Consider the following 20,969-nt stretch of genomic DNA (forward strand, 5'->3'; position numbering starts at 1 on the left):
GTGATAAAAAATTAAACCCGTTCAAAAATTCCCGCTGCGCCCTGCCCCATGCCTACGCACATAGTCAGCATGCCGTACTTGAGCTGGTTGCGCTGCAGTGCATGAATCAGCGTTGCAGCGCGCGCCGCACCGGTAGCGCCTAGCGGGTGGCCAAGTGCGATAGCGCCGCCCATGGGGTTGACCTTGCTCGGATTCAAACCCAAGGTATTCATGACCGCTAAGGATTGAGCTGCGAAGGCTTCGTTGAGCTCAAACCAATCGATATCGTCTTGGGCAATGCCGGCGTATCCAAGTGCCGCAGGAATCGCCTCAATCGGGCCAATGCCCATTAAATGCGGCGGCACACCGCGGGCGGCATAACTGACAAAACGCGCGAGTGGTTTTAAGCCAAACTTTTTAACCGCATTTTCGCTGGCTAAGATTAATGCGCCGGCACCGTCAGAGGTTTGCGAGCTATTGCCCGCCGTCACCGAGCCGCGTGCGGCAAACACGGTTTTGAGTTTTGCCAGCCCCTCGATTGAAGTGTCTGGGCGTGGACCTTCGTCTAGGCTCACAATGCGGCTTTTAGTAATCACCTCACCAGTGTCTAAATTGGCTGAGCGGTCGGTGACTTCAACTGGCGTGATCTCAGCTGCAAACGCACCGGCTTGCTGCGCGGCGATGGCTTTTTGATGCGAAGCCAGCGCAAACTGGTCTTGCGCATCACGCGAGACTTTCCATTGCTGGGCCACTTTTTCTGCCGTCAATCCCATGCCGTAAGCGATGCCAATATTTTCATCATTCACAAACATAGACGGCGACAGTGAAGGCGAGTTGCCAGACATAGGCACCATGCTCATGCTTTCAACGCCAGCGGCAATCATCACCTCGGCTTCGCCAACCCGAATGCGGTCAGCCGCCATTTGAATCGCTGACAAACCAGAGGCACAAAAACGGTTTACTGTGATGCCGCCCACGCTGGTTGGCAAACCGGCTAACACCGCACCGATGCGGGCAATGTTCAAGCCTTGCGGGCCTTCGGGAATGGCGCAGCCGCAGATGATGTCTTCGATTGCTTTGGGGTCTAAGCTTGGTACTTGCGCGAGTGCAGCTTGCAGCGCTTTGACCAGCAAGTCGTCAGGCCGCATATTGCGAAAAAAACCTCGGTGCGATCTACCTATCGGTGTGCGCGTGGCGGCGACGATATAGGCTTCTTGAATTTGTTTGGCCATGATTTATCCTTTTATTTCTTCGCTATTAGTTTTAAGCAGATTGATTTTTGCCAGGGCTATGCGCTGTCCAAGCCCAAATAAATTCGCAGTTAACTGGCGTGACGCCGGCTTGATCTGTGACGCTAACGGCGAGGCGCACTTCGCCCGAATTGCTGGCCTGCATGAAAGCGCGTTGCTCAGGCGTGAGACTGGCGGTGGCGCGCAAGTTGCCGCTGGCGGGTTGCAGAAAATTCAAACTCAGTGCTTTTAAGCGCAGCTGGCAATCGTCGCGCACGTTCATGCCAAGCAATGTGCTGGACGCCGTTTCAACCAGCAAATTAAGCGCTGCAGCAGGCAAGTGCTGGGCTAAATCAGATTGACCAGATTGCCCTGATTGCCGTTTCATACCGATCTCAACCGCGCTGCTACTGACCTGCAAAAAATTCAGACTGTCAGCGCCGTAATGCGTCAAAGCCCGACGCATCACCACGTTGCGAAACCAGCCACGCGCAAACGCCGGCACTTCGCAAAGCCTATCTAACTGGCGTGCCATGCGATTCGGTAAGGCCTGCATTAATTGCGCACCGGCTTGCCCGTGCTCATCATGCCCATGATGCGTGCTTGCGTTTTGGGGTTCTCTAGCAGCGCGCAAAAAGCCCAGCGCTCAAGTGTCATTACATATTCTTCGCTGACTAAGCTACCCGCATCGACATCGCCGCCGCAGACCACGCCGGCGATTAAGCTGGCAATGTGAAAGTCATGCGCGCTGATAAAACCACCATCACGCATATTCACCAGTTGGCCTTTGATAGTCGCCAAACCACTGCGACCAGCGACTGGAAATAAGCGTTTATGCGGCGCGCGGTAACCGGCGTCGAACATAGAGCGGGCTTGGTTAAGGGCGACAAACAAAAGCTCGTCTTTATTCGCCACGACAACATCGCTGTCCAACAAATAACCCAGCTTGCGGCTATCGAGTGCGCCGGTACCCACCTTGGCCATGGCCGCTGCGCTAAAGCCTTCGGTGAGAAACGGCAGCAAATCTTTAGCCGTAGAAGCCGCTGCATTTTCTGCTGCGCGGCGCGCAATATAAGTCAGGCCGCCAGCGCCTGGCACCAAGCCAACGCCGACTTCAACTAGGCCGATATAGCTTTCCATAGCAGCTACTCGCTTGGCCGAATAGACCGCAATTTCACAACCACCACCGAGTGCGAGACCGCGAATCGCACTGACGACTGGCACAGCCGCATAACGCAGTTTGAGCATGGTTTGCTGCAACTCTGCCTCGGCGCCATCAATCACTGCCACGCCGCCCATCACAAAGCCGGGCAACATGGCTTGCAGGTCGGCACCGACAGAGAACAAGTCGTGATTAGACCAAATCATCAAGCCTTTAAAACTTTTCTCAGCCAGTTCTACGCCGCGTGCCAAGCCTTCGGCGACGTCGGGGCTAATCGCATGCATTTTGGTTTTAATGCTGGCGATTAAGACATCTGAATTGTCACCGTCCAAGGTCCACAAACGAATCGCATCGTCTTCAAACTGCGTATTACCGGCTGTCTCAAAAGAAGCAGCTTGGCTGCCCAAAACATTTTCAGGAAAAAACTGGCGTGCATAAACTGGTAAATCACGTTTTGCGATAAAGGATTTTGAGGCCGCGCTCCAAGAGCCTTGCGGTGTATGCACGCCGCCGGCGTCGGCCACAGGGCCGTTGAAAACCCAGTCTGGCAATGGCGCGTTGCAGAGTGCTTTACCGGCGTCTATGTCTTCTTTTATCCAGTTAGCCACTTGCAACCAACCGGCTTCTTGCCACAACTCAAACGGGCCTTGCTTGGCACCAAAACCCCAGCGCATGGCAAAGTCTATGTCGCGTGCGGTCTCGGCAATGGCTTCTAAATGAATCGCGGCGTAATGAAACTGATCGCGAAAAATAGCCCACAGAAAACGCGGCTCTGCCCCTTCAGCATTGCGCAAAAGCTTTAAGCGTTCAGCCGCCGGTTTTTTAAGCATGCGGCCGACCACGTCGTTGGACTTGGCGCCGCCGACAACATATTCCATGCTCTCGGGATCAAGCCGCAAAATATCCCGGCCTTGTTTTTTATAAAAACCCGCACCCGTTTTTTGGCCCAGTTGTTTGGCCTCTAGTAAGCGTGCGAGCACTGGCGGTGTGCCGTAGGTGGGCGCAAAAGGGTCGACAAACGGGTCGGTATCTTTGCCTTCACCCAAGTTGTCTTGCAGTGTTTTAATCACATGCGCCATGGTGTCTAAACCGACCACATCAGCGGTGCGAAAAGTCCCTGAGCTGGCGCGGCCTAGTTTTTTACCGGTCAAGTCATCGACCACGTCATAAGTCAAACCAAACGCCTCGGCCTCATGCATAGTCGCCAATATGCCGGCAATGCCGATGCGGTTGGCGATGAAGTTAGGCGTGTCGTTAGCGCGTATCACGCCCTTGCCCAGAGTGCTGGTGACAAAAGTTTCAAGGTCGTCTAAAACCTTGGGCTCAGTCGTCGGTGTGTTGATCAATTCAACCAGCGCCATATAGCGCGGTGGGTTGAAAAAATGAATACCACAAAAACGTGGTTTGACCGATTGAGGCAATGCGCTGCTGAGCGCAGTAATGCTCAAGCCCGAGGTGTTGCTCGCGACGATTGCGCCTTCTCTTATAAAGGGGGCAATTTTTTCATACAGCGCGGTTTTCCAATCCATGCGTTCGGCAATGGCTTCGATCACCAGATCACAGTCGCGCAGCCAATCGAGATTTTCTTCGTAGTTTGCCGGCACTATTAATGCAGCGTCTTCGACCACGCCTAGCGGCGCGGGCTTGAGCTTTTTCAAGCCTTCTATAGCCTTGAGAACGATGGCGTTTTTTGGGCCTTCTTTGGCCGGCAGGTCGAACAATAAAACCGGGACCTTGAGGTTGACCAGATGGGCTGCGATTTGTGCGCCCATCACACCAGCGCCTAGGACGGCGACTTTTTTAACCTGAAAACGGTCTTGGCTTGACATGGGTAAAAGCTTTCTTGCGAAAAAAGTTTAAGAAGTTTTGGCACCGGCCTGTCGGTTCTGCAAAGAACAAAACAGGCCAGGCTAAATTAGCCGTTGCCGGCCGTCATAGCGCCTAGCTTGGCGCGTGTTGACGCCTTTCAGGCGAGTGCAGCTTCGGTATCCATCAGCGCGCTGCTGCCGCTGCGTGCGGTGCGCATCAGCATGGCGGTTTCTGGAAACAATTTGGCAAAGTAAAAGCGACCGGTTTGCAGTTTGGCGGTGTAGAAGGGATCGGTGTTGCCGTTGGCGATTTCGCGCAGTGCGACTTGCGCCATACGGGCCCAGAAATAAGCAAACATCAGGTGACCGGCGACGCGCAAATAGTCCACCGCAGCAGAGCCAACTTCGTCTGGGTTTTGCATTCCTTTAAAACCAATTTCGGTGGTGAATTTACTCATCTGCTCGGCCAGAATGGCGAGCGGATTAATAAACTCCGCCATCTTTTCATTCACGCCTTCTTCGGCAATCAAGGCGGCAATTAATTTGCCGAATTTTTTCAGCGTTGCGCCGTTGTTGCCGAGTATTTTGCGTCCGAGTAAATCCAGTGATTGAATCGTGTTCGTGCCTTCGTAAATCATGTTGATGCGGTTGTCGCGTGCAAACTGCTCCATGCCCCATTCCTTGATGTAGCCGTGGCCACCGAACACCTGCAAGCAGGCGTTGGTAGAAATATGGCCGTTGTCGGTCAAAAAGGCTTTCACGATAGGGGTTAACAAAGCGACGATTTCGCCCGCGTCTTTGCGGGTTTTTTCGTCCGGGTGGTAGAGCTCGCGATCTAACAACAAAGTGCAGTAAATCGACATGGCGCGGCCGCCTTCGGCATAGGCTTTGGCGGTCAGCAGCATCTTGCGCACATCGGCGTGAACAATAATCGGATCGGCCGGTTTGTCCTTGGCCTTGGTGCCGGTCAAAGAGCGCATTTGCGTGCGGTCTTTGGCGTAAGCCAGCGCATTTTGAAACGCCACTTCAGTCAAACCCAACGACTGATTACCGACACCCAAACGCGCGGCATTCATCATCACAAACATAGCTGCCAAGCCCTTGTTGGGCGCGCCCACCATGGAGCCGACAGCCTCGTCCAACACCATCTGGCAAGTGGCGTTGCCGTGTATGCCCATTTTGTGTTCTAGGCCGCCACAGTAAATACCGTTGCGCGAACCCATTGCGCCGTCTTCGCTGACATTGAACTTTGGCACCACAAACAAGCTAATACCTTTGCTGCCCTTGGGCGCATCCGGCAGGCGGGCTAGCACTAGGTGAACGATATTGGCGGCTAAGTCATGCTCGCCAGCGCTAATGAAAATCTTGTTACCGGTGAGCTTGTAGCTGCCGTCAGCTTGGGGTTCTGCACGCGTGCGCAGCATGCCTAAGTCGGTGCCGCAATGCGATTCGGTCAAGCACATGGTGCCGGTCCACTCGCCGCTGGTGAGTTTGGGCAGATAGAGTTTTTTCTGTGCATCGGTGCCGTGCGCATAAAGTGACTCATACGCGCCGTGCGATAAGCCGGGATACATAGTCCAAGCTTGATTCGCCGAATTAAGCATTTCATACAAGCACTGATTGACCACAAAAGGCAGGCCTTGGCCGCCATAAGCCGGATCGCAACTTAGCGCTGCCCAGCCGCCTTCAACAAACTGTGCATAAGCTTGCTTAAAGCCTTTTGGCGGTGTGACTTCGTGGGTTTTTATATCCAAGGTGCAGCCTTCGGTGTCGCCGCTGACGTTCAGCGGCAAGGCCACTTCGACCGCGAACTTGCCCGCCTCTTCTAGGACTGCATTAATGGTTTCTGCATCGACGTCTTCGTACTTGGGTATGGCTTTGAATTCATCGGTAACAGAGAAAACTTCATGCATCAAAAATTGCATGTCACGCAGAGGTGGGTTGTAGACGGGCATGGTTTATTCCTTAGAGACTTTGCGGGGCTTGGTGGAGGGAGTCGAACTTGAAAATAGAGTGACGTTGGGTCGGGTGGTGTCGGTGTCGGCTATGCCAAAGCGTTCAAGAATGTGCTTAAAGCCAGTGTGGGCGCGTTGGGTAGATTCTGGGGATTGCAGAAAACGTGCTTCGTAATGCAGGGCCAAAATCAAGCCGTGAATTTCAAATGCCATTTGTTGCTCATCGGCCTCGGGCTGCAAGTGACCGGCTTGTTTGGCCTGCACCACAGCGCGGTGCATGGCCGCTAACCAGATCTTGACTGAGTCAGCCAAGGCGTCGCGTACCGGGCCGGGAATGTCGTCGAACTCGACGGCGCCGCTGATGTAAAGGCAACCCGAATCAATCTCGACCGAGGTACGGCTCATCCAGTTTTCAAACAAGGCGCGTAAGCGCGGCAGACCGCGCTCTTGGGTCATGGCGGCGGCAAAAACCTCTTGCTCAAAGCGAGCATGGTATTCACGAATGACGGAAATTTGCAGCTCCTCGCGGGAGCCAAAATGCGAAAAAACGCCAGATTTACTCATGCGCATGACCTCGGCCAACACACCTATGCTCAGGCCTTGCAAACCAAGTTGCGTGGCCAGCCCAAGCGCTGCGTCAATAATGGCGGCCTTGGTTTGCTGGCCTTTGTGGCCTGGCAATGCAACCTGCTCAGCCGCACGGCTGTTACTGCGCTGCGCGCTGCGCGCGGGTTTACTGGGTAATGGGGGGAAGGCGGACATACGGAAAAACCAAACGAATCAAGTTAATCAATTAAAAAAGAACGATCGTTCTATTTTGCATTAAATCGACGCAGAACAAAAGCCCCAACAAAATAAAACATTACACGATGTCTGTCTGCGTGTGTCATTTAGTCACAAATGCGTGCCTACCCAGTCTGGGTTAACCCTCGGAAGTATTTAGTTTTAAAGCCGTTATGTTGCGTCGCTGTGACGCAGTTAGCGGCCTACGCAGCAGTGGCGTAGTCAGAATTTTTTTGTGCGCTGCCAGCACTTTCGTCAAGCGCTAAGACCTCACCGACAAGCCCTCAGACTGGCTTGTGCGCGGCTATCAAGTCAGCTAATTCCAAAGGATCAAAGGGCTTAGTTAAGTGCAGATCAAAACCAGCAGCCAACGCTTTTTGCCGGTCTCCTTCTTGGCCCCAGCCTGTCGCCGCAACCAATAGCGGGCGCAAACCCCAGGGCTGAGCACGAATGTGTTGCGCTAATTCATAGCCGTTTAGGCCTGGCATACCAATGTCTAGCACCAGCACATCGGGCTTGACTTGGGCAGCCAACTCGGCAGCGCTCAGACCGTCGTTAGCGGTGTGGACAACATGACCATCCATGCGCAGCAACTCTGCCAACACGTCAACCGCATCGTGGTTGTCGTCGGCCAAGAGTATTGTCTTAATAGCTGACACGGCAGAAATTAGCGGCGCGGCGGCGGCGGCGGATTTATCGCCCAACGTCAAATTGGTTTCCAAGTTAGACACCAAATCATTGGCCAACTTTGGAATACGCACCACAAAACGGCTGCCATGACCTGGCCCAACACTGGCCGCAGAGACGGCGCCACCGTGCAACTCGACCAAGCCCTTAGCCAGCGCCAAGCCAATGCCTAAGCCGCCCTCAGAGCGATCAAGCGCTGACTGCTCTTGCGAAAACATATTAAAAATAGTCTTGATCGCATCGGTACTCAAGCCAATGCCGCTGTCTGTGACGCTAAAAACAAAAGAGTCGGCATCGGTTTGAACATCGAGCACAATCTGGCCGCCAACGTCGGTGTATTTGGTGGCGTTGTTCAAAAGGTTGGCCAAAACTTGCGTCAGACGCACCGGGTCGGCCATCAGTTCAGCCTCTGGCTCGGCAATGTTGGCACTAAGAACATGCTGCTTGCTCAGAGCCAGTGGCCTAGCGGTCTCCATGGCGGTCTCGACGATGGCGGCAAGTCGCACACGTTCGAGTTTGAGAGTCATGCGGCCGCGGGTGATGCGCGAGACGTCAATCAGGTCATCGACCAGCCGCGCCATATGCCCGACCTGCCGACTGACCACTTCTAGCGCCAGCTTGCGTGAGGCCACGCTGCTAGCTTGAGTTGCCAGCAGCAATACCGCACTGCGAATAGGCGCGAGTGGGTTGCGCAACTCATGCGCCAAAGTAGCCAGAAATTCGTCTTTTTGTTTATCCGCATCGCGTAGCGCTTGGGCGATTTGGCGTGATCCCTCAATGTCACTAGAAGTGCCAAACCAGTTCAGCACACAACCATTTGCATCGAGCTGCGGCACAGCGCGGGCCAAAAACCAGCGGTAGCTGCCGTCATGGCGGCGCAGGCGGTATTCGGACTGCCAAGCTTTGGCATCGAGCTTTCCGGCCTCCCAAGCAGCACGCATTGACGCTCTGTCTTCGGGGTGTGCGAACTCAAGCCAGCCATTTCCCAGTGCCGCCTCAACCTGCTGGCCGGTATGAGCCGACCACTGATAATTGCAGCGCAGCAGCAAACCGTCAGCACCCGCGACCCAAGCAATCGCTGGAATACTGTCAGAAAAAGCCAGTAAAGCTTGTTGCGCGCGGTGTTGTTCGGTGACCTCGTGGCCTTGCACGAAGATGCCATTGACCAGTCCGTCGGCACCTAGCAGCGGCTGAAAAACAAAGTCTAAGTAGACCTCGACCTGCGGGCTATCGGGCTTGCGACTAATCATGGTGCGCATAGATCGGCCCACAAAGGGTTGACCATCCGCCAGAACATCATCGAGCAATTTAAAAAAGCCTTGCCCCACCATCTCAGGTAAGGCTTGAGCGCTTGGCTTACCGATTAAATCGCGAAAACCCATGAGCTGTATGAAGGCTTGATTAGCAGTTTCAAACACATGCTCAGGACCGCGCAAAACGGCGACAAAACCGGGTGACTGGCTAAACAGCGTTTGCAGGCGCTGGCGTTCAGCTTCTGAGTGACGCTCTGCCAACACCATTGCTGTGGTCTCGGTGCAGACACAATAAACGCCGGCAACAGCGCCGCTCTCGGTGCGTGCAGGCGAGTATGAAAAAGTAAACCAAGTGTCTTCTTCATGGCTGCTACGCTGCATGCGCAGCTGCATATTTTTAACAAAGAAAGACTCACCAGCAAGTGCGCGCTGCAACAAGGGATAAAGACCGTCTATTAACTCATGCCAGACGTCCGCAAAAGGCTGGCCTAGGCCTGCCGGATGCTTGGAGCCCATGATTTCAGAGTAGGCATCGTTGTACAGCATGGACTGCGCAGGACCCCAAGTTAAAAACATGGGGAAGGCAGAACCAAGCATGAGGTTAATCACAGAGCGCAAGGACTGCGGCCAGTCAGCGGGCTGGCCTAAAGGCGACATCGACCAATCCTTCTCTTTGATCTGGCGAGCCATGCGAGAGTCGCCAGTAAGAAAGGAAAGATTGGGGGTGGCGCTCATCAATCGAGTGTAGCGCCACCTTAATAGATGGCGCGAGGAAAGCCGACTAAAAATTAAACGAAAGAATTAATAAGTAAACTTATTAACTAGAGTCAAAAAAATTTATAGTTTGAACGGCACCACCAGCTGACGCTGCTCGCCCAAGCCTTCAATACCCAGCGTGACAACGTCGCCTTTTTTAAGATAACTAGGCGGTTTCATACCCATGCCTACGCCGGGAGGCGTGCCAGTGGTGATCACATCACCTGGCATCAAAGTCATGAACTGGCTCACGTAACTGATGATTTTGGCGACGCTAAAAATCATAGTTTTGGTGTTACCCGTTTGCATACGCTGGCCATTGACGTCCAGCCACATATCTAACTTTTGCGGGTTCTCGATTTCATCACGGGTCACCAGCCAAGGACCGATGGGGCCAAAGGTATCGCAACCCTTGCCCTTGTCCCATGTGCCGCCGCGCTCGATCTGAAACTCGCGTTCACTCAAGTCGTTGATGGTGCAGTAACCGGCCACATAGTTGAGCGCATCTTTTTGCGAGACGTGACGCGCGACCGCGCCAATAACGACGCCGAGCTCGACTTCCCAATCGGTTTTAACCGAACCCTTAGGGATCATCACATCATCATTCGGGCCTTGCATTGAGCTATTGGCTTTCATGAAAACAATCGGCTCTTTGGGAATTGGCATGCCAGCCTCAGCGGCGTGGTCCGCATAATTCAAACCAATGGCGATGAACTTGGGCGTACCGGGAATTGGGCAACCTAAACGCGGCTTGCCTTTAACCAAGGGCAACTTATCGGTTTTGATTTTGCGCAGCTTAGTCAGTGCGGCATCGCAGAGTTGATAAGGGATGAAGTCTTCGATGACATCGCTGAGATCACGCAGCTTGCCATCCGCATCAATAAGGCCGGGTTTTTCTTTGCCGGGTTTGCCATAGCGAACCAATTTCATGAGATTTCCTTTTTTACTATCAGGTAAGAGATGACTGAGATTGACCAATCATCATACGTTTAAATGCTAATGCCGCCGTCTATGTTATAGGCTTGACCGGTTACGAAAGCCGACTCGTCGCTAGCGAGAAACACCACCAAGGGCGCGATCTCGTGGGCTTGCGCCAAGCGTCCTAGCGGCTGGCGCGCGATAAAAATTTTACGTGCTTCTACCGGGTCAGCAAAAGCGTCAATGCGCTGCTGCAGTGAAGGCGTATCCACCGTGCCTGGGCACACCGCGTTGCAGCGCACGCCTTGGCTGGCGTAATCGGCAGCAACGCTTTTACTCAGACCAATCACGGCTGCCTTGGTTGTGCCGTAGACAAAGCGATTCGGCAGTCCCTTGATGCTGCTGCACACGCTGGCCATGTTGATAATACTGCCGCTTTTTTGTGCCAGCATGCCTGGCAACACCGCTTGCAACATCCAAAACTGGGCCCGCACATTAAGCGCAAAAGCAAAATCCAATTCGTCGTCAACGGCTTCAAGCGCGGTGCCGCCGTGTACGACACCGGCGCAGTTAAACAAGACGTCAATCACTGGCAAGCCGGCGACTAAGCTTTGTATAGCAGCCTTGTCCAGCACGTCTAATTTAAGCGCCGTGATGTTGGCCACACCGGCATAAGTCTTGAGCAACTCTGCATTGATATCAGTAGCCCAAACCTGCGCGCCTTCTGCCGCCATGGCCAGCGCGCTGGCGCGGCCTATACCTTGACCGGCGGCGGTCACGAGTACGCATTTGCCTTGGAGTCTCATAGCAGTCCCATCTTGATAAAAAAATTAGCAAAACAAATTAGCGAGCGTGTTGGGCGTAAAAAAATCTCGCCAAGCGAAGTCGGAAAGTATTTACAGGGTTTAGCCCGATGCCTTGTGCTTAGCTTTCATGGGATTATTAATTGGCCTGACCAATTGTCACATTCTGGCTTACCCTTAATCGTCATCAAAGCCACTCGCGCTAACCGATAACTTCAGCTTACATGCCTATCAACACCGTTACGCCGCAGCGCCTTTACCGCCAAATTGCAGACCAACTTCGCCGCTTAATCAGCGCCGGCGAGTGGGCGTTAGGCGAGCGTTTGCCGGCCGAGCGCGACTTGGCGCGCCAGCTTGGTGTGAGTCGGCCATCGGTGCGCGAAGCGCTGATTGCTTTAGAGGTTGAAGCTTGGGTTGAAGTGCGTGTCGGCTCTGGCGTTTATGTATTAGCGCGTTCCGCCAAAACCATTGAGTTGAAAATCGCCGCTGAGGAATGGGGCCCGTTAGAGCTCATACGCGCACGCCGCATGCTTGAAGGCGAGACCGCCGCGATGGCCGCAACTTGCGCCAGCCCCAAACAACTCGCCGCCATGCGCAAGGCCATCAAAAGCATGCAGGCCGATAGCCAGCGCGGCTTAGCGCCATTAGACGGTGACAGGGCTTTTCACAGCGCCATCACTTCTGCCTGCGGCAATGCAGTGCTGCAAGACACGATTGAACGCTTTTGGGATTCACGCCATAGCCCACTGTTTGAACGACTCGGTCAGCATTTTGAAACCCAAGACGCCTGGCAATCAGCGATTGAGGAACACCAAGCAATTTTGGACGCGATTGCGCGCCAAGACGCCAGCGCTGCAAGGCTGGCCATGCAAGCTCACATGGACAAATCACACGCCCGCTTTAGTGCCAGTTGGCGCGGTTCAAAAGCGCGCAGCAAACGCGGCAATATTTAAGTTAATTTCAACTCAAGGAAATTCAATGACTAGTTTCATACGTTTGCATGCCGACGACGATGTGGTGATTGCAAGAGCTCAATTACTCAGCGGCGCAAAAGTTGAAAACACAACCGTCAAGGGTTTGATTCCAGCGGGCCACAAAGTCGCTACGCGAGCGCTCAAAGCTGGCGACGCAGTGCGGCGCTACAACCAAATCATAGGTTTTGCCAGCCGCGCCATTACGCCGGGTGAGCATGTGCACACGCAAAATTTAGACATGGGCCCGGACAAAGGTGACTTCGCCAGAGACTATGCAATTGGCGCAGATGTCAAACCCGCAGCCAAGCGCCAACACGCCAGTTTTATGGGCATTAAACGCGAGGACGGCCGGGTTGCCACGCGCAACTACATTGGTATTTTGTCCAGTGTGAATTGCTCAGCCACTGCTGTGCACGCGATTGCAGAGCACTTTTCAAAACGCAGCAATCCGGCTGCGCTGAAAGACTTCCCCAACGTCGACGGCGTGATTGCGCTAACCCACGGCACGGGCTGCGGCATGGACTCGGAAGGCTTGGGTTTGCAACTATTGCAACGCACACTGACTGGCTACGCCACGCATGTGAATTTTGCCGCGGTGTTGGTAGTTGGCTTAGGTTGCGAGTCCAATCAGATCAGCGCTTGGCTGGCGCGCGGCAGTTTGCGTGAAGGAGAAACGCTGCGCGTTTTCAATATTCAAGACAGCGGCGGCACTGCCAAGGCTGTGGCCAAGGGCATAGCGATGGTCGAGCAAATGTTGGTGCCAGCCAACGCCGTTAAGCGCCAAGCTTGCGACGCTTCCCACATCACCGTGGGCTTGCAATGCGGCGGCTCGGACGGCTACTCAGGCATTAGCGCCAACCCGGCATTAGGTGCGGCGGTGGACTTGTTAGTAGCCCATGGCGGCACGGCGATTTTAAGCGAGACGCCAGAAATTTATGGTGCTGAACACTTGCTCACGCGGCGCGCAGTGAAACCTGAAATTGCAGAAAAATTAATTGCCCGCATCAAATGGTGGGAACACTACACCGCGATTAACGGCGGCGAAATGAACAACAACCCATCCCCCGGAAACAAGGCCGGCGGGCTGACCACAATTTTAGAAAAGTCATTAGGTGCAGTCGCTAAAGGCGGCACCAGCAACTTAGAAGCGGTGTATGAATATGCAGAAAATGTCGCCGCCCACGGTTTTGTTTATATGGACACACCGGGCTACGACCCAGTCAGCGCAACCGGCCAAGTCGCCGGCGGTGCGAACTTAATTTGCTTTACGACAGGACGCGGCTCTGCCTACGGCTGCGCACCGTCGCCTAGCATTAAGTTGGCGACTAACTCAGCGCTATGGCAGCGCCAAGAAGATGACATGGACATCAACTGCGGCGAAATCATTGACGGCGGCGTAACCGTGCAGCAAATGGGTCAACGCATTTTTGAACAAATACTGGCCACCGCATCGGGCTCAGCCAGCAAGAGCGAACAACACGGCTACGGCCAAAACGAATTCGTGCCTTGGCAAGTCGGCGCAGTGATGTAAATTTAAGAAAGAAAAAATCGATGCAAAAACTCATTCAAGCCGATTACCTTCGCCAGCAACTTAGCGCCGTTCTTATCGCGGCCTCTAGCAGTTCTCAAGAAGCTGAAACCGTAGCTAACAATTTAGTCATGGCCAATTTGAGCGGCCACGACTCGCACGGTGTGGGCATGTTGCCGCGCTATATAGACGCAGTGCTTGAAGGCGGTTTGACGCCTAACGCGACGCTTAAGACGCTACTAGACACCGGCTCATTACTCACGCTAAACGCACAGCACGGCTATGGCCAAGTCATGGGCGAGCAAGCTATGCAGCTGGGCATTGAACGAGCCAAAGTACACGGCAGTTGCATCATGACGCTAGCGGACTCACACCACCTGGGGCGGATTGGGCATTTCGCTGAAATGGCAGTAGCCCAAGGATTGGTGTCGATTCATTTTGTCAACGTCATCTCACGTCCAGTGGTAGCGCCGTGGGGCGGCACGGATGGCCGCTTTGGCACCAACCCTTGCTGTATTGGCATTCCACTTAATCGCCAAGGACAGTCGAATGCAGCGCATCAAAATCATTTCATTTTGGACTTTGCTACCAGTAAAGTAGCGCAAGGAAAAATGCGCGTTGCCCACAACCAAGGCAAAACGGTTGCGCCCGGGTTGCTGATAGACGAGCGCGGACTGCCCACAACCAATCCCGGCGTAGTGGTCGTGCCGCAAAGCACAGGCGAAGAAGGCGCGCCCGGTATTTTTGGCGCGCTAATGCCTTTTGGTGAGCACAAGGGTTACGGCTTGGCAGTTGCCTGCGAGTTGCTAGGCGGCGCGCTCACCGGCGGCGGAACCTGGCATAAAACTATGGATGCAGCCGGCGCAAAAGTGCGCGCTGTGACAAACAGCATGCTGACGATTTTGATAGACCCGGCAAAATTAGGCACCCAAGCAGCGCTAGAGAACGACTCCGTAGCTTTCATAGATTGGCTGCGTAAGAGCCCAGCGGCTCAGGGTTTTGATGCCGTACAAATCGCTGGTGAGCCGGAACGCAAAGCCAGGCTTAAGCGCGCACAAGACGGGATTGAAATCGATGCCCAAACTTGGGACGAAATTGTCCACGCAGCGAAAAAGTTTGGTGTCACTTTATAAGTTCACACAAGCGAAAGGCTTACAACTCTTAGACTTAATAAGGTTTTTACGCACCGCTTACCAGCATTGATTTTGATGCCAAGCGATGAGTCGTCATGCACGCGTAGACCGGCAGCTTGACGGCTGCCGCACTGGCCTGCGCCTTAATACCAGCAGCGGCAAAATTATTCAAAAAATAGCGCTTGGCCCAAATATCGCTAGCGAACGAAAAACCCTTCGCCACTTTCTCTGCCAGCCTTCGCGAAACGCTAAGGCTTACAAAGGCTTAATTAGTTCGCCAAGAATAAACAATGCTGGCCTCCTACCGGATACTCATGACATGGAAAAAATTCTTCACAATACCGAGACAAAAAATAACCCCCGCTCAGGCCCGCTGTCGGGCTTAAAAGTACTCGAACTCGGGCAACTTATCGCCGGGCCATTTGCCGGTAAAACTCTGGCCGATTTCGGTGCTGATGTGGTGAAAATTGAGCAACCCGGCACCGGCGATCCATTGCGTCAATGGCGCTTGCTAAAAGACGGAACTTCAGTCTGGTGGCAAGTTCAGTCACGCAACAAAAGGTCGCTGGCCTTAGACCTGCGCAGTGGAGAAGGACAAGACATAGTGCGTAAATTAGTCGCCGAAACCGACGTGATGATAGAAAACTTTCGTCCTGGCGCAATGGAAGGCTGGGGGCTTGGACCTGAGCAACTGCAGACCATTAATCCCAAATTAATCATGCTGCGCATCAGCGGTTACGGACAAACTGGGCCTTATAAAGACCGACCTGGTTTTGGCGTAGTTGCTGAAGCCATGGGCGGCATGCGGCATTTGTCTGGCGAGCCTGGACGTACGCCGGTACGGGTGGGAATTAGTCTGGGCGATACCTTGGCGGCCTTGCACGGCGTGATTGGCATTCTTCTGGCTTTGCAGCATCGCAACGCGACTGGCTTAGGCCAAGTCATTGATGTGGCCCTTTATGAAGCCGTGTTCAATTGCATGGAAAGCTTGTTGCCCGAGTACAGCGCGTTTGCTGCCGTGCGCGGGCCAGCCGGGTCCGCACTGCCGGGCATAGCGCCATCGAATGCCTACCTCTGCAAAGATGGAAGTTACGCCTTAATCGCCGGCAATGGCGACAGTATTTTTAAGCGCCTTATGCAACTCATAGGCAGAGACGATTTAGCCCAAGATGCAGCACTGGCCAATAACACCGGCCGGGTCGCTAGAGTAGAAGAGCTTGACCGCGTGATTGGTGAGTGGACGGCGCAACTTAGCGTAGAAGATGTGTTGACGGCCCTGGATGCGGCATCGGTTCCAGCCGGACGTATTTACACCGTCGCAGACATTGCCAACGACCCCCACTACGCGGCCCGCGGCATGTTGGATACGGTTGAGATGCACGACGGCACGCAATTGAGTGTTCCCGGCATAGTGCCAAAGCTCTCGCTCACGCCTGGCTCTCGCGTCAGAAACGCACCCGATCTGGGACAAGACAGCCAAGCGGTGCTCAAAGAAATCGGTTTAACAGATACGCAAATTAGCCAACTAATTGCGCGCGGGATTGTGGCGGGAGTTTGATACGCAGACCACAGCAGCGCACATTTTTTGCACTCTAGCCTGAGTCCATATTTACCCACCCGATTAGGCGTAAATTTGAATGATTGATCACCTCGACCACTTAGTACTGACCACCGCCCGAGAAGCCGCCTGCATAGATTTCTACACCCGCGTTTTAGGTATGCAACTTGAGTCATTCATCGGCGGTACTCCACCGGTCGAACGCAAAGCGTTTAAATTTGGCGCGCAAAAAATCAACCTGCATATTCAAGGCGCAGAGTTTGAACCCAAGGCCTATTTGCCGGTGCCGGGCTCACTCGACTTGTGCTTTATCACCCGTATTTCGTTGGCGGCCGTTATCGCAAATTTGCAGGCGGCGAACTGGCCGATTATTGAAGGGCCAGTATTGAGAACCGGCGCGACGGGAAAAATTCACTCTGTCTATCTGCGCGACCCTGACCTGAACTTGATTGAGCTGTCGGTTCAGGCTTGAGAAAAATAAGCTGTGTTGCACTAAAGCAAAAAAGACTTCGCGCAAAAAATTATTCAACCAAGCATAGTAAAGTATTACAAATATTGGATAACTGCACTGAGGTTTAAAGAATGATTTTTCTAAACTACTGGGTACTGGCTTGCTGCGTTACGGCAACTGTTTACCCACTCGCAGCGCAGTCAAACCAATCAGCGCCAACATCATCAGAAGTGCCAAGCACCGCTGCATCCAACACACAGTTAACTCAGTCAGTAGATGACTTAGTAGAGGCCGCTAGAGCCGCTTCCCGCGCAGATCAGAACTACGCATCAACGGCACTGTTTGCCCAAGCCATCAATCAAGCCCCGGAGCGTAGGCGTGAGTGGCTGCCAGAATATGCCGACCAGTTGCTTTATTCGAACCAATCAACCCAAGCCATACCGCTGTATCAAGAAGTGCTGGACGCGCCCCGCTCGCAAGACGAGAAGCGGCGCAGCCTCAATGGTCTAGGCAACGCTTACCTGTGGACAGACCGGCCAAGTCAGGCCAGAGAATTTTTCGAAGCCTTGTTGCGAGAAGATCCTAACAACCAAGAGGTACAGCGCAGCTTGGGGCGCGCCCTGAGCTGGAGTGGTCGCCAGCGCGAAGCCATTACCCATCTGCAGCAGTATTTGCGCGACCACCCCGAGGACCAAGAAGCCCGCGTACAGCTAGCCCAGTCGCAGGCATGGATGGGACGCCAAGACTTTGCGGTCAAGACACTGGAAGACATTAGCGCAGACCGCGCAGGCGCTCGCAAACTGCACGCCGAACTGGAACGAGCCATTGCGCCGCGCACAGTAGTCGATGCGCGGCAGTCTAGCCAATCAGATCAAGTCAATATTCGCAGCCTGCGGCTAGGTCATTGGCTGAATTTCTCTAATGCACGAGGTGCAGTCGGCTTGCAGCTAGAGCAAACCGAATACGAGCGCGAAGACCACAGCGATTCGATACAAGTAAGCCGACCTATGCTGAGTGGACGCTACCGCTTGAGCGACGGATTCGAGATCAATACAGAAATCGGCCGCGAGCGCATTAGCCCGCGCGGCAGTGCGGTGCAGGAAGCCAACGTATATTCAAGCTGGCTGACTTGGTGGCCCAACGATATAGTGCGTTTTGATTTGAGCAGCAGCCGCAGTAGCTTTGACAACTTACAGTCGCTACGCCTAGGAGTCACCGCCAACCAAAATGCGCTGTCAATCGACTTCACGCCCAGTGAACGGCAGCGCTACAACGCCAAGATAGAAAGTGCAAACTACAGCGACGGCAACGCCAGACTGGGTAATCAGTTGCAAGCCGAGTACCGATTTTTCTCTCGCCCTGAGGTCTGGGTTGGCGTTAAACACACACGCTTTGCGTTCGACCAACAAACCAATAACGGTTACTTTAACCCGCTGAGCTTTCATGCAACGCAGCTCACACTGCGTAGTAATTGGCACCCCGACGGACCGGACGGTCGCTGGGACTTGGCCAGTAATTTGGCTATTGGGAGCGAACATGTACAGCCCGATGGCAACAAACCGACCTCGGACTTAAGCCTGCGCGCAGCTTACAAACTGGACGCAGAAACACGGTTAGAACTGCGCTTGCAACGCTTTAGCTCGCGCACACAAACCCTAGGTTTCTCACGTAGAGCCTTAGAACTGACGCTTGCGCGGACCTGGTGATGACGGCGTTAGTTGACCAAGAGCCACTACTCATCATAGGTTTAGCGAGCAACGTCGTAGCCGACGTGATTGCTCCTTTAATCGCAGCAGGTTACCAAATCAAGCTGGGAAACGTGTCAGACCTGCAACGGTGTCGCTGGCAGTTGGTGTTGAGCGCGCCTCACGTACCGGGACTGGGCAGCTTGGAATTACTGGCTGCCCTGCGTGAAGGACATAACCCGCCGCCCGAGTTGCTGCTAATTGGTCCAGCGCAGTCACTACCTAAAAACAAAGCCAATCAATCTGGCACGCAATGTCTGGCGTGGCCGTTCGAGCCGCAGCAACTCGTGGCTCGTGTGCGGCGCATGCTGCGTGATGAGTTGACAACAGCGCGGTCAACAACGCTGCCTGATCAACGCACGCTGGCCAGTATTCCCATTGCCGACGAAGAGCGCTTTCTGAAAACCCTTGGCAAAGAACGCGATTGTTTACGCGCTGCTCGCTCGCCTAGCGAGAGTTTTGTGGTGGCGTTACGCCTAGACGAGCTGGATCAGTATCGCCACCGGCTGGGCGCACAAGCCGAAGAGAGCTTGTGGCGCCAGGTCGCAGAGCTAGCCGGCTTAGACGCGCTTGCCAACGAAAAACTGGGACGGGGTGTAGCGGGGGACTTGCTCTTATTGCTGCCCGCAACGTCGCGCCAAAAAGCGGAGAAAAGGCTGCAAGCGCTGAGCCGCCGTATGGCCAATCATCACTTTGAATTGGGCGCACAAACATCACGCTTCTCCTCGGCGATAGGCTTTAGCGGGCTGCGCCGCAGCCGTAGCGCCAGCGATACGCTGAACGAGGCACGTGAAGCGGCCAAACAGTCGGCGAGGCACCTTGACCTACAGCCAATATTCTGGAGGCGGCCTAAAGCCAAACAAATGCGTCTAGCCGGGCCGCTACAACTTTGGTGGTCGCGCGTTTGCAGCGCGAATGCGCTGATCTTTCAATACCTCATCACCATGCTGGTCGGTCTGGTGCTGCCTTTCTTGATCTACTGGAGTTTGGGCAGCCATGGCTACGACATCAGTGGCGGTGTGTATATTTTTGTCGTCATCACGCTGGCACTGACCGCCGCGTCCATCTGGGTCGAAGGCTGGCTAGCGCTCAAACGCATAGACCCTCCTGCAGAGCCGGCTTCGCCCTACCCGCCAGCCTCGGCCATCATCGCCGCCTATCTGCCCAATGAAGCCTCCATCATCGAGGACACAGTGATGGCTTTTTTACGGGTGCAATACCCTTCGCCACTGCAAATTATCCTTGCCTACAACACACCCCATGACATGCGGGACGTCGAGGAAAGATTACGGGAAATTGCACGTCTGAATCCACGCTTTGTGCCAATACGCGTGCATACAAGTACATCTAAAGCGCAAAACGTCAATGCCGCACTGTCTTACGTCAGCGGCACATTCACCGCCATTTTCGATGCAGACCACCAGCCCGATCCAGATAGTTTTCGCCGCGCCTGGCGCTGGATTTCTCACGGTGCCGACGTAGTGCAAGGGCACTGCGTCATCCGCAACGGCGCGGCTTCTTGGGTGGCCAAAATGGTGGCGATTGAGTTTGAACAAATCTATGCGGTGAGCCATCCAGGGCGGTCGCGCATGCACGGATTTGGCATCTTCGGCGGCAGCAACGGTTACTGGCGTACCGCCTTGTTGCGCGAGATGCGCATGCACGGCTTCATGCTGACGGAGGATATTGATTCGTCCATGCGCGCCTTGGTGGCCGGTCAACGCATAGTCTCGGACCCCTACTTGTTATCGCGTGAGCTAGCGCCCGAGCGTTTGTCAGCACTCACTAAGCAGCGGCTAAGGTGGGCGCAAGGATGGTTGCAGATATCCATGAAATGGCTGCTGCCGGCGCTTCGCTCGCGCCATCTCACCGTGCGCCAAAAGCTAGGTGTGTTTCAGTTGTTGGGCTGGCGCGAAATCTATCCTTGGGTCTCTTTGCAAATCCTGCCACTTATCGCTTGGTGGGCAGTAGAGGCCGGCTCGCTGTTAGATATTGAATGGCAGGTGCCGCTCTTTGTTGTGACATCGCTGTTCACACTGGGAACCGGACCAGGACAGATTATCTTTATCTACATACTCGCCGATCGACAGTTAAAAAGAAATGCAACTTGGTTCTGGTTTTATCTAGTCACATCAACTTTTTTTTACGCCGGTCTGAAAAACGCTTGGAATCGGATTGCCCACTTTAAGCAGTGGCGCGGTGAAACTACTTGGGTAGTGACATCAAGAGTCAAGGTAAAAAAGTAAA

The 20,969-nt window shown here is 54.0% G+C and carries 15 protein-coding genes; 7 read left to right on the forward strand and 8 right to left on the reverse strand.

Going from position 1 to position 20,969, the window contains the following annotated elements:
- Positions 1-11: 11 nt before the first annotated feature.
- The 8 genes from HC248_RS14180 to HC248_RS14215 all read right to left on the reverse strand — a co-directional run bounded on the left by HC248_RS14180 (position 12) and on the right by HC248_RS14215 (position 11,336).
- On the reverse strand, positions 12-1,211 hold the full coding sequence (locus tag HC248_RS14180; protein WP_168923038.1) for an acetyl-CoA C-acyltransferase: 1,200 nt from the start codon (positions 1,209-1,211) through the stop codon (positions 12-14).
- A 31-nt stretch (positions 1,212-1,242) separates the two neighbouring features.
- Entirely contained in the window at positions 1,243-1,743 is a 501-nt protein-coding gene (locus HC248_RS14185) for a DUF4442 domain-containing protein (RefSeq protein ID WP_238342643.1), read from the reverse strand.
- A gap of 20 nt (positions 1,744-1,763) precedes the next feature.
- A complete protein-coding gene (locus HC248_RS14190) occupies positions 1,764-4,199 on the reverse strand; it encodes a 3-hydroxyacyl-CoA dehydrogenase/enoyl-CoA hydratase family protein (protein ID WP_168923040.1) in 2,436 nt (811 codons plus the stop codon).
- Between the two features lie 137 nt (positions 4,200-4,336).
- Positions 4,337-6,133: an acyl-CoA dehydrogenase C-terminal domain-containing protein gene (locus tag HC248_RS14195; protein ID WP_168923041.1), complete on the reverse strand. Its 1,797-nt coding sequence runs from the start codon at positions 6,131-6,133 to the stop codon at positions 4,337-4,339.
- Positions 6,134-6,136: 3 nt separating this feature from the next.
- Complete coding sequence (locus HC248_RS14200; RefSeq protein WP_168923042.1) at positions 6,137-6,895, reverse strand: TetR/AcrR family transcriptional regulator; 759 nt, start codon at positions 6,893-6,895, stop codon at positions 6,137-6,139.
- 305 nt (positions 6,896-7,200) lie between these two features.
- Positions 7,201-9,591 carry a hybrid sensor histidine kinase/response regulator gene (locus HC248_RS14205; protein WP_168923043.1) on the reverse strand — a complete coding sequence of 797 codons (2,391 nt, stop codon included), beginning with the start codon at positions 9,589-9,591 and terminating at the stop codon, positions 7,201-7,203.
- Positions 9,592-9,693: 102 nt separating this feature from the next.
- Entirely contained in the window at positions 9,694-10,542 is an 849-nt protein-coding gene (locus tag HC248_RS14210) for a fumarylacetoacetate hydrolase family protein (RefSeq protein WP_168923044.1), read from the reverse strand.
- Between the two features lie 59 nt (positions 10,543-10,601).
- A complete protein-coding gene (locus HC248_RS14215) occupies positions 10,602-11,336 on the reverse strand; it encodes an SDR family oxidoreductase (protein WP_168923045.1) in 735 nt (244 codons plus the stop codon).
- 221 nt (positions 11,337-11,557) lie between these two features.
- On the opposite strand from HC248_RS14215, the gene HC248_RS14220 reads away from it, so the two are divergent.
- The 7 genes from HC248_RS14220 (at position 11,558) to HC248_RS14250 (ending at position 20,968) form a co-directional block, all read left to right on the forward strand.
- Positions 11,558-12,286: a FadR/GntR family transcriptional regulator gene (locus HC248_RS14220; protein WP_168923046.1), complete on the forward strand. Its 729-nt coding sequence runs from the start codon at positions 11,558-11,560 to the stop codon at positions 12,284-12,286.
- Between the two features lie 25 nt (positions 12,287-12,311).
- On the forward strand, positions 12,312-13,838 hold the full coding sequence (locus HC248_RS14225) for a UxaA family hydrolase (RefSeq protein ID WP_168923047.1): 1,527 nt from the start codon (positions 12,312-12,314) through the stop codon (positions 13,836-13,838).
- Between the two features lie 20 nt (positions 13,839-13,858).
- Positions 13,859-14,968, forward strand: coding sequence for a malate/lactate/ureidoglycolate dehydrogenase (locus HC248_RS14230; RefSeq protein ID WP_168923048.1), 1,110 nt, complete (start codon positions 13,859-13,861; stop codon positions 14,966-14,968).
- Positions 14,969-15,287: 319 nt separating this feature from the next.
- Positions 15,288-16,526, forward strand: coding sequence for a CaiB/BaiF CoA transferase family protein (locus HC248_RS14235; RefSeq protein WP_168923870.1), 1,239 nt, complete (start codon positions 15,288-15,290; stop codon positions 16,524-16,526).
- Between the two features lie 79 nt (positions 16,527-16,605).
- The gene (locus HC248_RS14240; protein WP_168923049.1) at positions 16,606-16,998 is read left to right on the forward strand and encodes a VOC family protein; all 393 of its coding nucleotides are present in this window, start codon (positions 16,606-16,608) and stop codon (positions 16,996-16,998) included.
- Positions 16,999-17,108: 110 nt separating this feature from the next.
- On the forward strand, positions 17,109-18,683 hold the full coding sequence (locus tag HC248_RS14245) for a tetratricopeptide repeat protein (RefSeq protein WP_168923050.1): 1,575 nt from the start codon (positions 17,109-17,111) through the stop codon (positions 18,681-18,683).
- Positions 18,683-20,968 (forward strand): glycosyltransferase family 2 protein, encoded by a 2,286-nt coding sequence (locus HC248_RS14250; RefSeq protein ID WP_168923051.1) that lies wholly within the window; start codon positions 18,683-18,685, stop codon positions 20,966-20,968. Before HC248_RS14245 ends, HC248_RS14250 begins: the two co-directional genes overlap by 1 nt.
- Position 20,969 lies beyond the last annotated feature (1 nt).

The sequence above is a fragment of the Polaromonas vacuolata genome (genome assembly GCF_012584515.1).
GTDB lineage: Bacteria > Pseudomonadota > Gammaproteobacteria > Burkholderiales > Burkholderiaceae_C > Polaromonas > Polaromonas vacuolata.

What these genes read in the sequence shown, in the direction of transcription:
- HC248_RS14180 (WP_168923038.1), bottom strand. Translation starts at nt 1,211, where the DNA reads ATGGCCAAACAAATTCAAGAAGCCTATATCGTCGCCGCCACGCGCACA.
- HC248_RS14185 (WP_238342643.1), bottom strand. Translation starts at nt 1,743, where the DNA reads ATGGCACGCCAGTTAGATAGGCTTTGCGAAGTGCCGGCGTTTGCGCGT.
- HC248_RS14190 (WP_168923040.1), bottom strand. Translation starts at nt 4,199, where the DNA reads ATGTCAAGCCAAGACCGTTTTCAGGTTAAAAAAGTCGCCGTCCTAGGC.
- HC248_RS14195 (WP_168923041.1), bottom strand. Translation starts at nt 6,133, where the DNA reads ATGCCCGTCTACAACCCACCTCTGCGTGACATGCAATTTTTGATGCAT.
- HC248_RS14200 (WP_168923042.1), bottom strand. Translation starts at nt 6,895, where the DNA reads ATGTCCGCCTTCCCCCCATTACCCAGTAAACCCGCGCGCAGCGCGCAG.
- HC248_RS14205 (WP_168923043.1), bottom strand. Translation starts at nt 9,591, where the DNA reads ATGAGCGCCACCCCCAATCTTTCCTTTCTTACTGGCGACTCTCGCATG.
- HC248_RS14210 (WP_168923044.1), bottom strand. Translation starts at nt 10,542, where the DNA reads ATGAAATTGGTTCGCTATGGCAAACCCGGCAAAGAAAAACCCGGCCTT.
- HC248_RS14215 (WP_168923045.1), bottom strand. Translation starts at nt 11,336, where the DNA reads ATGAGACTCCAAGGCAAATGCGTACTCGTGACCGCCGCCGGTCAAGGT.
- HC248_RS14220 (WP_168923046.1), top strand. Translation starts at nt 11,558, where the DNA reads ATGCCTATCAACACCGTTACGCCGCAGCGCCTTTACCGCCAAATTGCA.
- HC248_RS14225 (WP_168923047.1), top strand. Translation starts at nt 12,312, where the DNA reads ATGACTAGTTTCATACGTTTGCATGCCGACGACGATGTGGTGATTGCA.
- HC248_RS14230 (WP_168923048.1), top strand. Translation starts at nt 13,859, where the DNA reads ATGCAAAAACTCATTCAAGCCGATTACCTTCGCCAGCAACTTAGCGCC.
- HC248_RS14235 (WP_168923870.1), top strand. Translation starts at nt 15,288, where the DNA reads ATGGAAAAAATTCTTCACAATACCGAGACAAAAAATAACCCCCGCTCA.
- HC248_RS14240 (WP_168923049.1), top strand. Translation starts at nt 16,606, where the DNA reads ATGATTGATCACCTCGACCACTTAGTACTGACCACCGCCCGAGAAGCC.
- HC248_RS14245 (WP_168923050.1), top strand. Translation starts at nt 17,109, where the DNA reads ATGATTTTTCTAAACTACTGGGTACTGGCTTGCTGCGTTACGGCAACT.
- HC248_RS14250 (WP_168923051.1), top strand. Translation starts at nt 18,683, where the DNA reads ATGACGGCGTTAGTTGACCAAGAGCCACTACTCATCATAGGTTTAGCG.